Source organism: Bacillus paranthracis (assembly GCF_024296885.1).
Lineage (GTDB): Bacteria > Bacillota > Bacilli > Bacillales > Bacillaceae_G > Bacillus_A > Bacillus_A paranthracis.
Genome location: NZ_CP101135.1, coordinates 1962811 through 1980988, shown reverse-complemented (window position 1 = coordinate 1980988; position 18178 = coordinate 1962811). Strand labels below are relative to the sequence as shown.

Genomic DNA, 18178 nt, shown 5'->3' with positions numbered 1-18178 from the left:
GTAAAATTATCCATATTAGCTTTTAAGCTATATTAATTTAGAAGGTGAGTTGGAATTATGACTCTTCACATTTGTGAAGTAACAGAAAAAAATTGGCGTTCGGTATCTGCTTTAAACGTCGCAAAAGACCAGCAGCAATTTATTGAAAGCAATGCATTTTCTTTAGCAGAATCATTATATGAGGGGAACGGAACGTCAGTAGGTTTATATGATGGAGAAACACTTGTAGGATATGCAATGTATGGATGGTATTGTGAAAAACGTAAAAGCATATGGTTAGACCGCTTTATGATTGACCAACAATATCAAGGAAAAGGATACGCAAAACGTTTCCTTCGCTTGCTTATTCAATTCTTACAAAATAAATTTGAATGTAAAACAATTTATTTAAGTTTACACCCAGACAACAAACTTGCAATGGGATTATATGAGTCATTTGGCTTCCGTTTAAATGGCGATATTGATGATGAAGGTCCTGTTGTAGGTGTTGTAATGGAGTTACTTTTAGATGAACATACAAACCTGTGAAAACAGGTTTTTTTAGTCCTTCGTTTTTGGCAATCTAGTATTTTTCTACAAAACACTTAGTTAAGTCCAAAAAATAAGCCTGCAATAAACGCAGACTTATTTCACACACTCCTCGAAATGTGCTTGGAACCATTCTTTATTAATATCTTTTCCGATAAAAACAACTTCACTTACTCGATCTTCGCCCTCTTGCCACTCTCTATCATACGAAGCAGCAAATAACGTATGTACGCCTTGGAAAACGATACGTTTATCCACTCCATCAATCGATAAAATTCCTTTGTAGCGATATAAATATTCTCCTAGTTCTTGAACGACAGCTGACATCCACTCATTTAGTTTTTGTAAATCTAACGGACGCTCTTCGCGTAGTACAAACGATTTTACACCTTCTAAATGATTATGCTCTGTATGAGGATAAATTTGTAACGTATCTTTCGTTTTAAACGTTTGAATTTGTAGTAACGATGGAATATCCACATCACAATTAGTCGACTGAATTAACTTTGCAGTCGGGTTTATTCCTTGCAATTCATGTAAGAGATTTTCTTTTTCACTCTCTTCAATTAAATCTAACTTATTCACTAATACAACATCAGCAAATGCAATTTGTTCTTTTGCTTCTAGCCCTTTTTCAAAATGTTTATGTATATGATAACTATCTACTACTGTTACAACACCATTAATTTGGTATGCAGATTGAATAACAGGATCTAAAAAGAATGTTTGAATAATAGGACCTGGATTTGCAAGACCCGTCGTTTCAATTACTAATCCATCAAAGTCCATTTTCCCTTCTGCTTTTACGTCCAGTAATTGTTTTAACGCAACGAGTAAATCCTCACGTACAGTACAGCATAAACAGCCGTTTGTCATTTCCATAATTTCTTCTTCAACATTCATAATCAACTGATTATCAATACCAATTTGCCCGATTTCATTTACGATCACCGCCAATTTCTGACCGTGATTCTCTGATAAAATGCGATTTAATAATGTCGTTTTCCCTGATCCAAGAAAACCAGTTAATATTGTTACTGGAATCATTTTGTACCTCTCCTTATAGCTATATGTTTCTACATTATAGCATATAGAAAAAATCGTTTTTGTAGCAAAACATATTTATTGTATGTACGACACTGTAACTATATAATAATATGTAGCAAGAAAGCCTTTTCAAAATATTATTCATTCATCAAGGGGGCACTTATAATGGAACGAGTTCAAATGGCCGAAACACTCGAATTTTCTCGTATGATTCAAGGTTTTTGGCGTTTAGCAGAATGGAATATGACAAAACAAGAATTACTTTCTTTCATTGAAGATTGTATGGATATGGGAATTACTACTTTTGATCATGCTGATATTTATGGCGGTTATACGTGTGAAGGACTGTTCGGAGAGGCATTACAACTAAAGCCTTCCTTACGTGAAAACATGCAAATCATCACAAAATGTGGAATCGCTCCCCCATCACCGAAATTTCCAGAGCGTTATGTTGCTCACTACAACACTAGTGCAAAACATATTATTCAAAGTGCAGAAGCTTCACTTAAAAATTTACATACAGATTATATTGACGTATTACTTATCCATCGTCCTGATCCTTTCATGGATCCAAATGAAGTGGCAGAAGCGTTCTCACGCTTAAGACAAGAAGGAAAAGTTCGTCATTTCGGTGTATCTAACTTTTTACCTTCCCAATTCAATATGTTAAGTTCATACTTAGATTTCCCGCTTATTACGAACCAAATTGAAGTATCAGCTCTGCAGCTTGAGCATTTTGAAAAGGGAACAATTGATTTATGTCAGGAAAAACGAATCAATCCAATGATTTGGTCACCTCTTGCTGGCGGAGAAATCTTTACTGGTCAATCAGAACGTGCTGTACGTGTACGTGAAACTGCGCAAAAAGTTGCTACTGAGCTAGGTGTTTCTAGTATCGATACGGTTATGTATGCTTGGTTACTTGCACATCCAGCTAAAATGTTGCCAATCATCGGCTCTGGTAAATTAGATCGTGTTAAAACAGCCGCTCTTGCTACAAAAGTTAACTTAGACCGTCAACAATGGTTTACAATTTTCGAAAGCTCTAACGGACATCCTGTACCATAATACACAAAAAGAAGAGCCGTTTCTCTACAGCTCTTCTTTTTCATATGTATTTCTAGTCATCGCAAATACACACATATCCCTTAATCCATTTCCATCTACTGCAACACTCGCACTTTCTAAAACACCCTCTAATTTAAAACCTAATTTCTCAGGGATCGCTCTACTTTTCTTATTTAAAGAATCACAACGAATTTCTACGCGGTTTGCTTTCAGTTCAGAAAAAGCATAATCTGTTATCCCCTTTGCAGCCTCAACCATATAGCCCTTTCCACTAAACCTCGAATCAATCCAATACCCGATTTCAAATTGGGGTATATCCCAATTAATGCGATGCAATCCGCTAGATGCGATAAACTCGCCTGTTTCTTTCGAAAATACTAGTAACCTTAAATCCTCACGCTGTAAAAATTGAATATGCGATTTTCTAATGCTCACTTCTACTTCTTCCTCTGTTTGCTCTTTTTGCGCAAAAACCATCCATGGTTTTAATTCTTTCATAGAAGCTTGAATGGCATCGTATACAACTTTACCATCACCTGGTTTCGGCATTCGAATCAATAACCTTTCAGTATAAAATTCAGAAGGAAAATCGAATAATAACGGATTCACTGTAAACACTCCCTATAATTCTTTTATATATAATAATATCCATCTCAAACTATACAGTAAAGAAATTTCTGAATTTTATACATTTAATTCATTTACATCTACCGCAACACGAACGCCAGATTCAATTGCCCCTTGTATCCATCCGTGATATAACGTTGTATGGTCTCCAGCAAAGAATATTCTTCCCTCTGGTTTGACAATCGCTGGTTGCAACTCTGATTCTTGACCGGCCTGAAATAGAGCAAACCCTCCAAGTGCATATGGATCCAACGTCCAACTTTTTGATATACCAGATAAGAATTCATCATATACTTGGCCACCTAATATCGTTGCTAAGTTTTGTAATGTGTAATAAATACGGTCACCCTTTGATAAGCCATCCCATAACAACGCATCATAAGACCATGTATAGCTTCCTAGCATCATAGCTGGTCCCTTCTCTCCAATTCCATAGCTTGGATAATAGGCGTAACGAATTGGCAAATCTGTTATAATTCTGCCACCTAACTGTCCTTGTTCTTCCCAAAATCGACTTTTAAATTGAATTCCTATTTTTGTCGCTGGCATATAATGCAATTCACGAATTGCTTTCCATTTCTCATGAGATATAGAATCAAATGGATCTACTTCTACAAACCGCATTGTCGAAAACGGAATGGTAACAATAACTAAGTCCCCTGTAATACTACTATATTCAAACGTTTCTTCGTTTCGATAGAAAGCTGTCACACCATTATCATGCTGATGTAGCTTCATTAATTTTTGATTATATATAATATCTTCCTCTAATTGTGGTAAAAAAGATTTTGGCAATCTATCATTACCGCCTATTATTTCACAAAATCCGCTCTCCTCTTGCATAATGTATAAAAAACGTAATGTCTCAACGAATGACCTTTCTAAAAAACCTTCTAAATCCAACAAAACGCCAATCATCTCAATTGTTACTGGTGAAAAGTAAGTATTATATTGATAAGGGTGATACTTTAAAAATTGTCCTGTAGAGTATCTGCCAAAATCATTTACTACAACATCCCAATTTTTCTCTGGGTTCTTTTTAATAAAATTTATAATAGGCTGTACCGCTAACAATAATAGCTCCTCAGACGTTTTCCCAACTTCATTCATTTCCACAGGATACTTTAATATACTTGGCTCTTTTTCATATTGTTTTAATGTCGTTTTTCGGCCGTTTACGTAAATAATATCAGTCTCATTCCTATTAATAAAAGGGCTTACCTGTAGCCCAAATTTTCTTATATATGCCATCGTTAATGTATGCGAATACGGAATTCTCATCGCCCCTACATCCAAATATAAACCGGTATCTTCCATTCTAACTGTCTCTATGCGGCCACCTACCCGGTTGTTTGCCTCAAAAATCTTCACTTCATGTCCCGCAGCTTTTAATAAAGATGCCGAAACTAATCCAGCCATGCCAGCCCCTACTACAATAATTTGCTTCGGACTCGTCGTCTTCTTTAATCCTTTATTTATAATTTTTAACGTTTCATCCATCTCCGTGTTATACATTATATCTTTCTGCACAATTCCACCCCTTACTTCATCAAATGGGCATTAGTCGTTTAGTGCATTTTATTCATAAATTTCCATAAACATAACAACAGAGCAAGTTGAATATTCACTGAAAATACATAAGAGATCGCTCTCACATCTCTTCACGCTTCGTATAATATAGCAACAGCAAATAAGGAGTGGTTAAAAATGAAACCAACTTACGACTACAATGCTACAAAAAAGTATTTAGAAGAAAAGAAACAACAGCTATGCAACAAACTTAGTAATATGCATCTATCTAAAAAAGAGCGTGAACAAATAAAACTTGAGATTGATAACTACGAATATATTTTAAATGTAGTCGAAATGAATCATTATGAACGAGGATTTTCACATTAAAAGTGGATATATAATTTATCCACTTTTTATTTTGAGCATTTCATTACGCATTTTTTGTAAGTAAATATATAATAGGATGTACATTAAGATTGAGAGGTATATTCTATGATCAAATTAAGTGTATTAGACCAATCCCCTATTTCAGATGGTAGTACGGCAGCCCAAGCTTTTTCACATACAGTTACGCTTGCGCAAGAAGTTGAAAAACTCGGATATACACGCTTTTGGGTATCAGAGCATCACAATTCTGTAAGCCTTGCTGGTTCAAGTCCAGAAATACTTATTTCTCATATTGCAGCAAAAACGGAGCGTATGAGAGTTGGTTCAGGTGGTGTTATGTTACCTCACTATAGCCCTTATAAAGTTGCTGAGAATTTCCGCGTTTTAGAAGCGCTTTATCCAAATCGTATTGACCTTGGTGTCGGCAGGGCACCTGGTGGTATGCCCATTGCAACTCGCGCACTTCAAGAAGGAAAAATGGTCTCACTTGATCAATATCCAGAGCAAATTGCAGATGTTGCAATGTACTTACATGATCAAGTACCAGAAAACCATCATTATGCAAATTTAAAGGCTACTCCTGTAATTCCCACATCTCCTGACATGTGGTTGCTTGGCTCTAGCGGAGAGAGTGCAAAGATTGCCGCACAACAAGGTGCTTCCTTTGCATTCGCACAGTTCATAAACGGATACGGTGGACCCGAGGTAATGGAGGCCTATAAAAAACAATTCCAACCTTCCTATTTAGGAGATAAACCAAAATCAATCGTAGCTATTTTTGTTATTTGCGGAGAAACAAATGAAGAGGCGGAAAAAATTGCTTCTAGTTTAGATTTATCAATCTTATTACTAGAACAAGGAAAGCGTACAACTGGTACTCCTTCTATCGAAACTGCTCAAAATTATTCATATAGCACGTATGATTTATTCCGTATAAAAGAAAATCGTCAACGTATGATAGTAGGCGATCCGTCTTCTGTAAAAGAAAAAATCATAAACTTAAGCAAAGCGTACAATACTGAAGAATTTATGATTGTCACTATTACTCATCGATTTGAAGATAAATTGAATTCTTATCGCTTATTGGCAAATGCTTTTAATTTATAATTTTAAAAAGGAGATACATCACATATGATGCATCTCCTTTTCTTACTACTTATTGTTTTCATTCCCTATATATTCAATAGCTTCTTTCAATACCTCTTCAAAGTGAATAGGATAATCATGATTTAAGTTAGGTATAATTTTATACTTATGTTCTATATTCTTATCTCTTAATAATTGTACAAATTGCTGTGTGCATTCGAAACAATCTTCATCTTGATCACCGCAGACTATATATCCCTTTATATGTTTATCCTGTAGTACTCCCAGCAACTCATTCCATTCTTCAACCTCTGGAAGCCACGGTGCCATAAAAATAAACCCATCCACAGCTATATCTTTTTGTAAAATTGTATATAGAGCTACTCTTGCTCCAGCAGAAAAACCGCCAATTATTCATGTTCTACTGTACGGTTCTCTATAAGCTTATCGTAATGCTCTTTTAATTCTTCTTTCCCTCTATGTAAATCATCCCATACAAACCCATCTGAAAACTGGATTTTCGAAGACTGTGGTAAAGCTAACGTATAATTTTGTACCAAAACAGATTTCCAATATGGTTCTATTATTCCTATATTTTCTTGATCACCGTGCATTGCAATAAATAGTTTTTCTTTTTTCTTACTTTCTATATATTTCACATCTGCTCGTTCTGTTTTCTTTGCTAACTCTTCTCTTTCTTTACATAATTGAACCATTTGATGAAACCCTTCAAATTTATGTAGTGGTTTTAAATCATCGTCCGAAATTAAATACTCATATCCATACCAAAAACCTTTTTCTATAATAGCTTCCTTCATTAAATGCAACGCTTCTTCTTCAAGTCCTGCTGCACTCGCTAATGCATATTTAAAATTATATATTTGAGCCTCATTCCCTACTATACCTTTAGCATGCTCCATTATATAAGTGTACGCTTCTAAACTTCCTTTACTTGCATAGCAATGTAACGTTTCATTTAATAATTGAATGTAAGTCATACCATTTTTCATACATCTACTCCCCCGTAACCTGTTATAATATTTATGTCTCAAACCTTTATATCATTCTGTAATCGTTATATAACTCAAGCTAACAATAACTTTATTCTTAAAATGATACTCAATTATTACTCCTCTTTACCCAATAAATTTAGTATAAAGTTAAATAGACTGAAAAATGAATATTTTTACGACCAAAAAAAGACAACAATATATTTATTGTTGTTCTCAATACATCTACCCACTCTTTTGTTTTTTTCTATCTGGTTTACTTGAAACTAAATAATGTTTTTCTGAAATATATAAGTCTCTTTTTAATATACGATCTAAGTAAGGTCCTAGTTTCATTCCGCATATGAGGCGATCTTCACTACCTTCTACAATTGGAAACATTTCTTTTTCTGTTACATACTGATCTACTGCCTTTTGTACAATATCAATTTCTTTCACTAGGTTTAAGTTTTCTTCTGTATGTTCAAATACCTCAAGCGTTTCCTTCGTAATAAGAAAATGGTTTGTTGGAAATGCAGGTAAATACGGCTTTAACAAATCATAATTCACTGTATAATCATCATTTACTAATACTGTATAAACGATATTAGCATTCTTTTCTAGAAACTTGGCCATCGCTTGTTCCAATTCATCTTTCGTAATTTCACGCTCTTCTTTTCCAGTTTTGAAAAAGCGAAACATCGCATCGCCTCCTTTTTACTATATTATAGCATAAAAGAAAACTGAAAAATCACAAAAAAGTCATTGAAAGAATTTTTCAATGACTTTTTTCTTTATATTCTTATATTTATCCCGCTTTAATGGGCAGTAAGCCCCCCACTGATTAAAGTTTCACTTTATTTTAAGAACGCACTTAGCATCCATACATGTTGTTCTAATGTTGTATGAATTGCTAACAACATGTCCGCTGATGTTTCATCTCCAGCTTCACCAGCAACTTCCATGCCTTCTTTTAGTTCTTGAATAAGTGCTGAGTAATCATTTACTAATGTTTGCACCATTTCTTCTGCAGATTCCTTGCTTGTCCCTTCATTCACACTAGATGTTGCAAGATATTCTTTCATTGTCGCTAACGGCTTACCTTCCAATGCTAAAATACGTTCTGCTAATTCATCAATATACGTTCCAGCTTCATTGTAAAACTCTTCAAATTTCTCATGTAATGTAAAGAAGTGTGGTCCTGTCACATACCAGTGATAATTATGTAGTTTCACATATAACACATTCCAGTTTGCTACCTGCTTGTTTAATACTTCAACAACATTTGTTTTCGTACTCATACAATCCACTCCTCTTATCATTTTGTAATGATTATCTTTTCATAACCTAGTTACATGTTACCATACATTTCCTATCCTTTCGAACGATTAGCTTATATGTAACAAAGTTTTAACACCTTTAATATTTCCCTAATATGTATTAATTCATGTATGTTTTCAAACACTTCATACGTCTAATTGTCCAAGCTCATACATATGCATAATAGTAAATCAAGCTCATCGTAGTAGAAAGAGGGATAACATGGACAATCAACAATGGCAAGTAGCAAAGAAAGTCGCTGCTACTTATATTGGAACAGTCGTTGGAGCTGGATTTGCTACTGGACGAGAAATTGTTGAATTTTTTACAGTGAATGGCTTTTATGGAACAATTGGCATATGTATAAGTGGATTTTTTTTTATTTGGCTCGGTACAAAAATGATGTTACTCTCCTCACAAATCGGTGCATTTTCAGCGCAAGAATTTAACAAATATTTATTTGGGGATGTATTTGGAAATGTCGTAAACACATTATTATTGCTCGTATTATTTGGTGTAACGAGCGTTATGTTATCAGGAGCTGGGGCGGTATTCGAAGAGCAACTTCGTTTACCAAGACAACTCGGTATTTTCATTACAGTAATCGCCTGTCTCATTATAGGTAGTCGCGGATTACAAGGGGTTTTTGAAGTTAATACACTTGTCGTACCTATTATGATGATTTTCATTATCGGACTTGCTATTACAACGTTTTTTCACGGTACAACTCCTATTAGTAACACTATTCCTGCAGAAAGCTGGAATATGAAGTGGATAACTAGTCCTATTACATATGTCGCCTTAAATCTTTCTCTCGCCCAAAGCGTCCTCGTTCCGTTAGCCAGCGAAGTAAAAGATCGAAAGGCCATTTTATGGGGCGGTATTTTAGGTGGGGCAGGACTTTCTTTAATATTATTATGTAGCCATTTAGCTATCTTATCAGTCGACCAATTTTATCAATATAACATTCCAATGGCTGAAGTCATAAGAAAATTCAATGCCACTTTTCACTTTTTCTTTGTTCTTATCATTTTCGGTGAAGTATTCACAACTTTAGTTGGCAATGTGTTCGGAATGACAAAACAAATGCAATCCATCACTGGCTGGAAAAATAACAATATTATTTTCTTCATTTTACTAATAAGTTATTGCTTTAGTTACGTTGGTTACAGTGAATTACTCCATATTCTATATCCAGTAATCGGGTGGGTTAGCATCATTTTACTTCCGATTATTGCTTTTAAACAACTTCAAAAAACATAAAAAGCATCCATGTTATTGGATGCTTTTTATATATATTTACTCACAATCATCACATACTTCCCAGTACGGCCCCATTTCGAGTGCCAAATATGGCTTTAATTGCAACCGAATCATTCGACTAGGCATACGTTCTAAAACGAATTGAATCCCTTCTTCTTCTTCATCTAATTCAACTTTTGAAATCGCAATTCTTTGCATCGTCGAAATAGGCATTCCATCTTTATATAAAGTGATTTTCACCTCATCATATTCATTAAAATACAATTCAACACTCATTTGATTTTTCAACATTTCATTAACAATTTCATATTTATCATTTCGTTCCTGGATTATATATTTCCAAGCGCCTCTACCTTCTTCTTTCGGAGCTGCTTGAAATAATGTCATCAAATCCTCGTATAGCATAAGATAACCCCTCTCTTACTAAAAAACGATGAGTATTTTATATACTCTTTATCTCTATCACTATCCATATGTATTGTACCATATATCAACGTTCTAACCGTATTCATTTGCTTCATAAGTATATAAAAACACTTTATTCAGTCTTCATTATTATGTGGCTTACTTTATTACTTAATCCTCCTTAAATTTTAAACCTATTCCCAATCATTATTTGCTCACATCAAAAAAGGAGAGTGATTTACATCACTCTCCTTAAAAGAATTTCCCAGTAGCTGCTAACGCTAATACTAGTATTAGAATTGTAAATAATAATGATACTATAAAACTAAAAATAGGTAATGCTTTCTTTTCATTCTTCTTAAAGAGTAACTTTAAACTAAGAAAGATGTTTACTGGTACAAATATAAAATAAAAATATTTAACAATTTGCACTGAACTATTTGAAAGTGTTTTAAAAATAAACACTTCAATGAGAAAAACAATAAAAAATGAAATACTTAACCAAAATGAGACATAACTAAGCCAAGAATGTCTTTTTGTCCCCCAATACACTCCCATACGAATCTCCTTTTATTTGTATTCTATATGATTATAATTATACACAAAGTTAACAAATACCTTTATTTTTCGACAAATATTATACAAAATATATATTTAAACCTCATAAAAGTATTGTGTATTTCTATTTAATTTTACAAAAAAAATAGACTACTCCAATAGCATACTGCTATCTTGGAGTAGTCTGTTCTCTATTAAACTTTAAATCTTTCAATTAATACTTGTAACTCTTCAGCCATTTGAGAAAGCGTACCAGCTGCAGAACCAATTTCCTCCATCGAAGCTAATTGTTCTTCCGCTGATGCTGCAACGTTTTGAGTACTCGTCGCATTATTCTGCGCTGTCATTGCAATTTGTCCTACCGAAATAGACACTTCATTTGCACCTTTTGACATCCCGTTAGCCGTTTCAACCATCGTTTTAATTTGATCGGCAATTTCGTTTGTAGATTGTAAAATCTCAGTAAAGTTTTGCTTCGTTTCATTCGCAATTACAAGTCCAGATTGAACTTCTTCATTTACATGCCCCATTGATTTTACCGTCTTACTCATGTCATCTTGTATTTCACTTATTAATTTACTAATTTCACTAGAAGATACGCTAGACTTCTCCGCCAATTTACGTACTTCATCTGCAACGATTGCAAATCCTCTTCCGTGCTCTCCTGCTCTTGCAGCTTCAATTGCCGCATTCAAAGCTAGAAGATTTGTTTGATCTGCAATATTTTGAATGACTTCTAGTATGTCACCAATTTGTTTTGATTTATTATTTAATAACTGTATAACTTCATCTGACTGTGAAACAGATTCTGCAATAGACTGCATTTGATTTACTGTTTTTCCTACTAGTTTTCCACCATCTTCTGCTTTTTCACGAGTATGCGCAGAAGCCGTACTAATTGATGATGAGCTATTTGCTACATGTTGAATTCCTTCTGTTACATTAAATAGTAACATTGCACCATTTTCTACACTTGTTGTTTGTGTTGTTGCCCCACTCGATATTTCATCCATTGCCATTGTAATTTGCTCAGTCGCTTCACTCGCTTGTCTTACACTTGCCGTTAGCTCTTCTGATGCTGCTGCAACATGTCCAGCCGAAGTATTAATTCTTCCGATTAATGTTCGCAATGCATCAGTCATCTCATTAAATCCTTTTGCAAGTTGACCAATTTCATCATTAGAATGAATTTCGATGGTTTGCGTTAGATCTCCCTCACTTATTTCTTTAGAAGTGACAACTAATCTTTTTAATGGCTTCGTTATAGAAAGTGTCACAAAATAAATAAGTGCCCCGCCTATAACTAATGAAATGAACATAACAATTAACATATTATAAAATACAGGCTGCGCAGCTTCAATTACTTCATTTGAGTACATCGTCCCACTGATTTTCCAACCTGTTTTTACATTTGTAGCAAATACCATTTGTTTTTCGCTACCGTCATACATATATGAAAAAGCACCATGATTATCTTCATAAATTTTCTTCGCCCAAGAATCAGATGCTTTTTCTCCTGACTTCTCTTGAGGATGTGCAATTATTTTTTGTTTCCCATCTAAAATGAAAGCATATCCCTTTTTACCAATATTAATTAACTTCGTTGTTTTTAATAAATTATCTAAACTTAAATCTATCGCTACAACACCGTTTTTATCTTCTGCTTGTTTTGCAATCGTTACGACAATATGTCCATTTCCTTTTGCCTTATACGGCTCAGTAATTACAATACCACCTTGTTTTGCCACTGCATCTTTATACCAAGAACGTTCTGTTGGATCATAGTCCGCTGCCATTTGTATATTTGGTTCTTGCACAAATTTCTTATCATTTCCAGCAACGTATACTTGTTCAACATCTTTATTTAAATTAATATATTGAGATAACATCTTTCTTAATTCATCTTGATTTTCCCCTTGATACATATTCCCTTGAATCACTCGCGCAAAATTATTTATATCATTAAATTTTGCCTCAATCATTTGATTGATTAAATTATCTAATATTTTTATATTGTCGTGAGCACTACTCGTAATTTGTGATTCAAAATTCTTTTTAGCTGTTTGATAAGACATGCCTCCAATAATAGAGACAGCTGCAATTAAAATGACAAAAAATGAAATTAATAGTTTTTTTGCTACTTTCATATCACGAAACCAATTTAATAGTCTACCCATTACAAACCTCCTGCTTTTCAATTTTATAAGGTAAATCTCGTTAATCGTAAATATTTTCCATTCCCGAATTATTATTTTCATAACCTATTATGATGAATACTTTGTAAAGTTTAAACAAATAAATTCTATTTGTCTATATATTTGAATAATATTATTATAAAATTTACAAATGTAAAAAACCAAAGGAATATTCCTTTGGTTTCTTACATTTTTTTATGTTGTTTGGAAATCTTCTTCCACTTCTCACGCTCTGCTCTTGCAAGAATAGCATCTTGTTTTCTCATAAAATATGCTAGTTCTCTTTGTAATTTTTTATAACTTTGCAAACGATTTATCGTAATCATTCCGTTATCAATTGCCTTATGCACTGCACACCCTGGCTCATTTTCATGCTTGCAGTCCCTAAAACGGCACGTTTTTCCTAGTTCTTCAATATCAGAAAATGTTGTTTGAATTGCATCGCTTCCTTCCCAAAGCTGCAACTCCCTCATACCAGGAGTATCAATAACTAAACTACCACTCGGTAATCGAAACAATTCACGATGAGTTGTCGTATGCCTTCCTTTACTATCTTCCTCACGAATATCTCTCGTTTTTGCTACTTCAATTCCTATAAGTGCATTTAACAAAGTGGATTTTCCAACCCCTGATGACCCGACTAAAGCAATTGTTTTTCCTGAAGTAACGAATTGCTGCAACGATTCAATACCGGTATGCTCTACACTATCAACGACGAAGATTGGAACACCAATTGCCACAGCTTCCGTTTCTATAATTTTCTGTTCCACATCTTCACATAAACTACTCTTTGTTAAAACAATAACAGGCATTGCACCGCTTTCATACGCTAATAGTAAATAACGTTCCATTCTTCTTACATTAAAATCATGATTAAGTGCATTCACTAAAAATAGATAATCTACATTTGCTGCTATTACTTGTTCTTCCGTTCGAGTACCAGCCTCTTGTCTAGAAAAAGAGCTTCTTCTTGGAAAAATACGATGAATAATTGCTTTCTTTTCATTCTCTATTTTCTTTATATACACCCAATCACCAACTGCTGGATAATCTCCCTTCGTTACTGCTTCATGTCGAAACTTTCCAGACAGCTCTGCCATATATTCACCATCATTACAAATAATTCGATATATATGCTTATGCTCAAGTAAAATTCGTCCTACTTCAAAGTTCTCAACAGCTTGTTCCTCAAAAAAAGAATCCCAGCCGAACGATTCTAAAATATTTTGATTCAAATTGATATCCTCCCTAGTGTAAGCTAAGCGGAAGGATCGTGCGCTCCCTTATATAGTCTCGCCCTTTCCATCCACCTTTGTATTTGGTTTATTATTCCTATAAGTTATTTTCGCCATAATACATCACCCCGTTCTCTTTTTAATTACTCTCATTATATGGAATATTTATTTAAAAAGCTACCTTATTTAACGTAATTTTCAAACATTTTATTTTTCATCATTCTAATTTGTCCACGGTGATTAATCTCATCTTCTAGCACATGAAACCATAGATAGTACTGGTTATGCGCTACACCGTTAGGCCACTTTCTTTCTGACATTAGCCATGCATCATCTTGTTCACTCAAATACTTCAGAGATTCTTCTCGAACTTTTTGCAAAAGTTGTACATAATACTGTATTTCATGTCCACGAATCGTTCTCCCCGATTCCCCTAAATAGAGTGCGTCTTCCCATATTTCTAATTCTTCTTTTGTAAAGTCACGTTCTTGAAATGAAATAAGTTGGTGAGCTTTTTCTATAGCTGCTATATGCTTTAATAAAGCTCCGATAGAATTCCCACCACTTGACATAATTGAATCTAATTGCTCAACTGATAGATCGTTTATTTCCTGTAATGTTACAGCCCTCGTATGCTCCAGCATGCTTACTAATTCCCCTATATTTTTTGTATAACCATCCACACTTCTTATTCGGTAATCTATATTCATATCACGCACCCTTTTCTGTATTCATATTAAGGAATAACAGCTTCATATAATAGACTGAAATATATCAGATTTTTCTATTATAATTAAATTGAATACGTAATACCCCCAAACAAACTTTCTCAATATGCTTCTATGAAATATTAAAAGGAATCAATATAAAATAATCGAATCTTATTCACTAAAAGGAGTGGATTCGATGGAAATGTATCAATGGCTAACTGCTATACTCGTTGGTGGCATTACCGGTTTCGTTTCCCATCTAATCAATAACCAAGGTAAGTTATTGCTTCCACGCCGTTTGAAGACTTTTTTTCACTTTGGGTTTTTGACTGATATTTTCACTGGTAGTCTAGCTGCACTTCTTGGACTCGTTTTATTTGATGTCACCTTAATAAAAGAAATTATTAAAGTATCCATTGTGACTGCTATTTCCGGTCAGACTTTTTTACTACATCAAGCTCTTGGTGGCGAACAGGCTAAAAATACGCAAATCGGGAAAGCTGATGAGAAGATTCAAGAAATTGACAAATTATTGCGACGTTAGTCTATACTTTTTTTGAAAATTATTGCTATAATAAACAATAAATATTTTCTATTGCGTCGTTTGTCAGAAGAAAGGGTGTTTCGTATGACAAAAAAGAAAATAGAAGATTTCTTAACAGACACTGAAAAAGAGGAACTGCTAGAAAACTATAAATGTTTACGAGAAGCCCGCACAAAAAGCGAAGCTAACTATTTTGGAGAAGCAGTAAACCATCTATTAAATAAAGCTAAACAACGAATTATTAAAGATGCAGGCATACATGATGAAAATGCAGCAACTGTTCAATCAAAGAGAAAAGCACTGTTTTAGTTCATTAGCTAAAACAGTGCTTTTTATTATGTTATTTTTCACATTACTTTCACAACTATTTCACAATTATAAGTAGTCCTATATGTTATACTCAGTATATCCTTTTCCAAGGAGCTATATGCCGATATATGAATCCCTATCTCTATAGGGATTTTTATTTTTGGGCTCTTTTTTATTTGTAAAGACTTTATGACGCAATTCCTGTTTCACTATTTTCAGTAAGCTTTTCACTTTTTCTAAACAGAAATACAGCTATAATATATAATATTGCAGTAAAACTACCTACAAATATAAAATTGTGAGATGCTGCAAATAACATTCCTGCTATTGCCGCTCCAATCATTTGACCAATATACATAGAAGCATTTGCAAGCGCGGCTCCTGTTCCTCTTGCTACACTAGACATATTTTGTAAGTGCCTCATCATTAATACAAACAAAATTCCTGTTACAAAAAATAAAACAAAGAACAATAACTCCACCAATATAATGTTATTTACATGGGGAAGTAATACATATAGCACTGCTGTAAATATAATTCCACCATAGAATGAAAGGTTATAACCAATTTTATTTACGATTCTAGGTCCAAAAATATTACCAGTTAAATTTCCTAATCCTAATACGAGCATAGCTGTGCCTATTTCATGAATTTGCAAGCCAAATTGAATAGACAGCCACACACCAAAGAATGAAAATGCAGCAAAATTACCAGTTTGAAAAACAAAATATGCAAAATAAGAAAGTGAAACCTTAGAATCTGAAAGTAATTGTTTATAGTGCTTTAAGATATTTATTTTATTTTCCCTTATATGAACCGGTTGTATTTCTGGTAATACTACATAAATAAGAATGACAAGTAATGCTGATAATATACCAATGACGAAGAATGGTGTTGTATAGTGTATCATTGCTAAATATGATCCAACTGGCAGTCCTAAAATTTGAGAGAGTGACAATCCTGCTGTTGCAATCCCAATTGCCTTTACAATTTGTTCCTTCTCTATAAGCAGTGGAATAGATGCCCACACTTGTGGAGATACAAAGGCTGCACTTACACCTGCTAAAAATCTAAATGTTAACATCCATAGAAAACTCGGTGCAATTCCACATAAAAACGTACTTAACGCAAAAAAACTCATTCCTATTACCATCACTTTTTTTCTGTTTAAACTATCTGATATAGGACCAGCGATAAGTGCAAATGCAGCGTATCCTAAAGCATATGAACTCACCATCCACCCTGACAACTCAGTTGAAATATGATACACCTGTTGTAATGTGGGTAACAGTGGTGAAATTAAGAAAGTATCTGTACCGATCATAAACATGATTGTAAAGAATACAGCTAGTACTCTTTTCATTTAAATCTTCTCCTTTTATATAAAAGGAGGGAATTATCCCTCCTTTCAACTAATCTTCTAAAATAGATTCAATCTCTTTCATGACATCTTCATTCAATGAAACTTCCACCGCTCTTACACTTTCTCTTATTTGCTCCGCTCGTTTCCCACCAGGAATAACAGTATCAATTCCTTTTTGGTTTAATAACCATGCTAAAGCTAAATGTGATAATTCGAGATCCTTTTCTTTAGCTATGTCTTTTAACTTTTCAACTTTCTTAAAGTTGCTCTTATATGTATTCTCTTCAAATAGATTTACACTTTGACGCCAATCTCCTTTATTCAATTTGAAATCTTCTGTATATTTACCACCTAGTATCCCAAAAGCAAGAGGCCCGTAAGGAATAAATGAAATACCTGATTCTATACAATATGGCAAAAGTTCTTGCCCAGCAGTACGATCTAACATATTATACGGTGATTGTACAACATCTATGTGCCCATGCTGATTCGCTTCTTTTAATTGCTCTACGTTTACGTTAGATATTCCAATTGAACGAATTTTCCCTTCTTCTTTTAGGCGAGTAAGTTCTCCAATTGAATCTATGTAACTTGTTTCTGGGTTTGTAAAATGTAAATAATATAAATCAATATAATCAGTTTGTAATCTTCTTAAGCTATTTTCTACAGCATTTCTTAAATAGCTCGGTTCATTATTCATATAAACCTCTCCATTTAATAACGGTTGTATTCCACCTTTTGTAGCAAGTACAACTTCGTGGCGTTTTCCCTTCAATACTTCCCCTACCAATTCTTCTGATCTGCCGAAACCGTATGAATCTGCTGTATCAATAAAGGTAATCCCTTGCCCCATAGCTTCTTCTATTAATTGTTTTCCTTCTTCCTCATTCACATCAGCATATAAATTATGTCCCCCTACAGCGTTTGTTCCTAACCCCAACTTTGAAATATGTAGTCCTGCCTTTTGCAATTTTGTATACTTCATTTTTTTCTCCCCCTATATTTCTATTGTTCGAATATATTCGAACAATA

The 18178-nt window shown here is 34.0% G+C and carries 19 protein-coding genes and 2 pseudogenes; 7 read left to right on the top strand and 14 right to left on the bottom strand.

All coding sequences use genetic code 11. The features are described from left to right. Nucleotides 1–57 precede the first annotated feature (57 nt). On the top strand, nucleotides 58–528 hold the full coding sequence (locus NLJ82_RS10040; protein ID WP_000172435.1) for a GNAT family N-acetyltransferase: 471 nt from the start codon (nucleotides 58–60) through the stop codon (nucleotides 526–528). Between the two features lie 96 nt (nucleotides 529–624). Here the strand turns inward: NLJ82_RS10040 and NLJ82_RS10035 are convergent, their stop codons facing one another. Next, nucleotides 625–1575: a CobW family GTP-binding protein gene (locus NLJ82_RS10035; RefSeq protein WP_000613439.1), complete on the bottom strand. Its 951-nt coding sequence runs from the start codon at nucleotides 1573–1575 to the stop codon at nucleotides 625–627. Nucleotides 1576–1740: 165 nt separating this feature from the next. Between NLJ82_RS10035 and NLJ82_RS10030 the strand changes: the two genes are divergently transcribed. After that, nucleotides 1741–2643 (top strand): aldo/keto reductase, encoded by a 903-nt coding sequence (locus tag NLJ82_RS10030; RefSeq protein ID WP_000442812.1) that lies wholly within the window; start codon nucleotides 1741–1743, stop codon nucleotides 2641–2643. 24 nt (nucleotides 2644–2667) lie between these two features. Here NLJ82_RS10030 and NLJ82_RS10025 read toward each other — a convergent pair whose 3' ends face one another. Both NLJ82_RS10025 and NLJ82_RS10020 read right to left on the bottom strand, forming a co-directional pair. Then, a complete protein-coding gene (locus tag NLJ82_RS10025) occupies nucleotides 2668–3252 on the bottom strand; it encodes a GNAT family N-acetyltransferase (RefSeq protein WP_001068767.1) in 585 nt (194 codons plus the stop codon). A gap of 75 nt (nucleotides 3253–3327) precedes the next feature. Further along, nucleotides 3328–4800, bottom strand: coding sequence for a flavin monoamine oxidase family protein (locus tag NLJ82_RS10020; protein WP_001168144.1), 1473 nt, complete (start codon nucleotides 4798–4800; stop codon nucleotides 3328–3330). A gap of 177 nt (nucleotides 4801–4977) precedes the next feature. On the opposite strand from NLJ82_RS10020, the gene NLJ82_RS10015 reads away from it, so the two are divergent. After that, nucleotides 4978–5169: a DUF3896 domain-containing protein gene (locus tag NLJ82_RS10015; RefSeq protein WP_000805515.1), complete on the top strand. Its 192-nt coding sequence runs from the start codon at nucleotides 4978–4980 to the stop codon at nucleotides 5167–5169. Nucleotides 5170–5274: 105 nt separating this feature from the next. Then, nucleotides 5275–6276, top strand: a complete 1002-nt coding sequence (locus NLJ82_RS10010; protein ID WP_000594051.1) for an LLM class flavin-dependent oxidoreductase — start codon at nucleotides 5275–5277, stop codon at nucleotides 6274–6276. 45 nt (nucleotides 6277–6321) lie between these two features. Here NLJ82_RS10010 and NLJ82_RS10005 read toward each other — a convergent pair. The 3 genes and pseudogenes from NLJ82_RS10005 to NLJ82_RS09995 form a co-directional block, all read right to left on the bottom strand. Continuing rightward, nucleotides 6322–7265 (bottom strand): annotated as a pseudogene (locus NLJ82_RS10005) (alpha/beta hydrolase). Between the two features lie 225 nt (nucleotides 7266–7490). Continuing rightward, nucleotides 7491–7946 carry a DUF3939 domain-containing protein gene (locus tag NLJ82_RS10000; RefSeq protein ID WP_000488187.1) on the bottom strand — a complete coding sequence of 152 codons (456 nt, stop codon included), beginning with the start codon at nucleotides 7944–7946 and terminating at the stop codon, nucleotides 7491–7493. A gap of 155 nt (nucleotides 7947–8101) precedes the next feature. Further along, the gene (locus tag NLJ82_RS09995) at nucleotides 8102–8545 is read right to left on the bottom strand and encodes a Dps family protein (RefSeq protein ID WP_000105198.1); all 444 of its coding nucleotides are present in this window, start codon (nucleotides 8543–8545) and stop codon (nucleotides 8102–8104) included. 241 nt (nucleotides 8546–8786) lie between these two features. Between NLJ82_RS09995 and NLJ82_RS09990 the strand changes: the two genes are divergently transcribed. After that, nucleotides 8787–9827 carry a YkvI family membrane protein gene (locus NLJ82_RS09990; RefSeq protein ID WP_001990330.1) on the top strand — a complete coding sequence of 347 codons (1041 nt, stop codon included), beginning with the start codon at nucleotides 8787–8789 and terminating at the stop codon, nucleotides 9825–9827. Nucleotides 9828–9863: 36 nt separating this feature from the next. On the opposite strand, the gene NLJ82_RS09985 is transcribed toward NLJ82_RS09990, so the two are convergent. The 6 genes and pseudogenes from NLJ82_RS09985 to NLJ82_RS09965 all read right to left on the bottom strand — a co-directional run bounded on the left by NLJ82_RS09985 (nucleotide 9864) and on the right by NLJ82_RS09965 (nucleotide 14930). Further along, the gene (locus NLJ82_RS09985) at nucleotides 9864–10232 is read right to left on the bottom strand and encodes a DUF3979 family protein (protein WP_000965078.1); all 369 of its coding nucleotides are present in this window, start codon (nucleotides 10230–10232) and stop codon (nucleotides 9864–9866) included. A gap of 252 nt (nucleotides 10233–10484) precedes the next feature. Beyond that, nucleotides 10485–10790 carry a hypothetical protein gene (locus tag NLJ82_RS09980; RefSeq protein ID WP_000539566.1) on the bottom strand — a complete coding sequence of 102 codons (306 nt, stop codon included), beginning with the start codon at nucleotides 10788–10790 and terminating at the stop codon, nucleotides 10485–10487. 194 nt (nucleotides 10791–10984) lie between these two features. After that, nucleotides 10985–11803, bottom strand: a complete 819-nt coding sequence (locus NLJ82_RS28890) for a methyl-accepting chemotaxis protein (protein WP_406566173.1) — start codon at nucleotides 11801–11803, stop codon at nucleotides 10985–10987. 123 nt (nucleotides 11804–11926) lie between these two features. Then, nucleotides 11927–12865: pseudogene (locus tag NLJ82_RS28885) on the bottom strand (HAMP domain-containing protein); the annotation flags it as partial. Between the two features lie 305 nt (nucleotides 12866–13170). Next, nucleotides 13171–14220: a ribosome small subunit-dependent GTPase A gene (gene rsgA / locus NLJ82_RS09970; RefSeq protein WP_001073062.1), complete on the bottom strand. Its 1050-nt coding sequence runs from the start codon at nucleotides 14218–14220 to the stop codon at nucleotides 13171–13173. Nucleotides 14221–14402: 182 nt separating this feature from the next. Beyond that, complete coding sequence (locus tag NLJ82_RS09965) at nucleotides 14403–14930, bottom strand: DinB family protein (protein WP_001019113.1); 528 nt, start codon at nucleotides 14928–14930, stop codon at nucleotides 14403–14405. Nucleotides 14931–15126: 196 nt separating this feature from the next. On the opposite strand from NLJ82_RS09965, the gene NLJ82_RS09960 reads away from it, so the two are divergent. Further along, nucleotides 15127–15474: a DUF4257 domain-containing protein gene (locus NLJ82_RS09960; protein ID WP_000426313.1), complete on the top strand. Its 348-nt coding sequence runs from the start codon at nucleotides 15127–15129 to the stop codon at nucleotides 15472–15474. Nucleotides 15475–15558: 84 nt separating this feature from the next. Then, nucleotides 15559–15783, top strand: coding sequence for a hypothetical protein (locus NLJ82_RS09955; RefSeq protein ID WP_000162601.1), 225 nt, complete (start codon nucleotides 15559–15561; stop codon nucleotides 15781–15783). A 187-nt stretch (nucleotides 15784–15970) separates the two neighbouring features. On the opposite strand, the gene NLJ82_RS09950 is transcribed toward NLJ82_RS09955, so the two are convergent. Next, nucleotides 15971–17146: an MFS transporter gene (locus NLJ82_RS09950; protein ID WP_000832293.1), complete on the bottom strand. Its 1176-nt coding sequence runs from the start codon at nucleotides 17144–17146 to the stop codon at nucleotides 15971–15973. Between the two features lie 49 nt (nucleotides 17147–17195). Beyond that, nucleotides 17196–18131 (bottom strand): aldo/keto reductase, encoded by a 936-nt coding sequence (locus NLJ82_RS09945; RefSeq protein WP_000877937.1) that lies wholly within the window; start codon nucleotides 18129–18131, stop codon nucleotides 17196–17198. Nucleotides 18132–18178 lie beyond the last annotated feature (47 nt).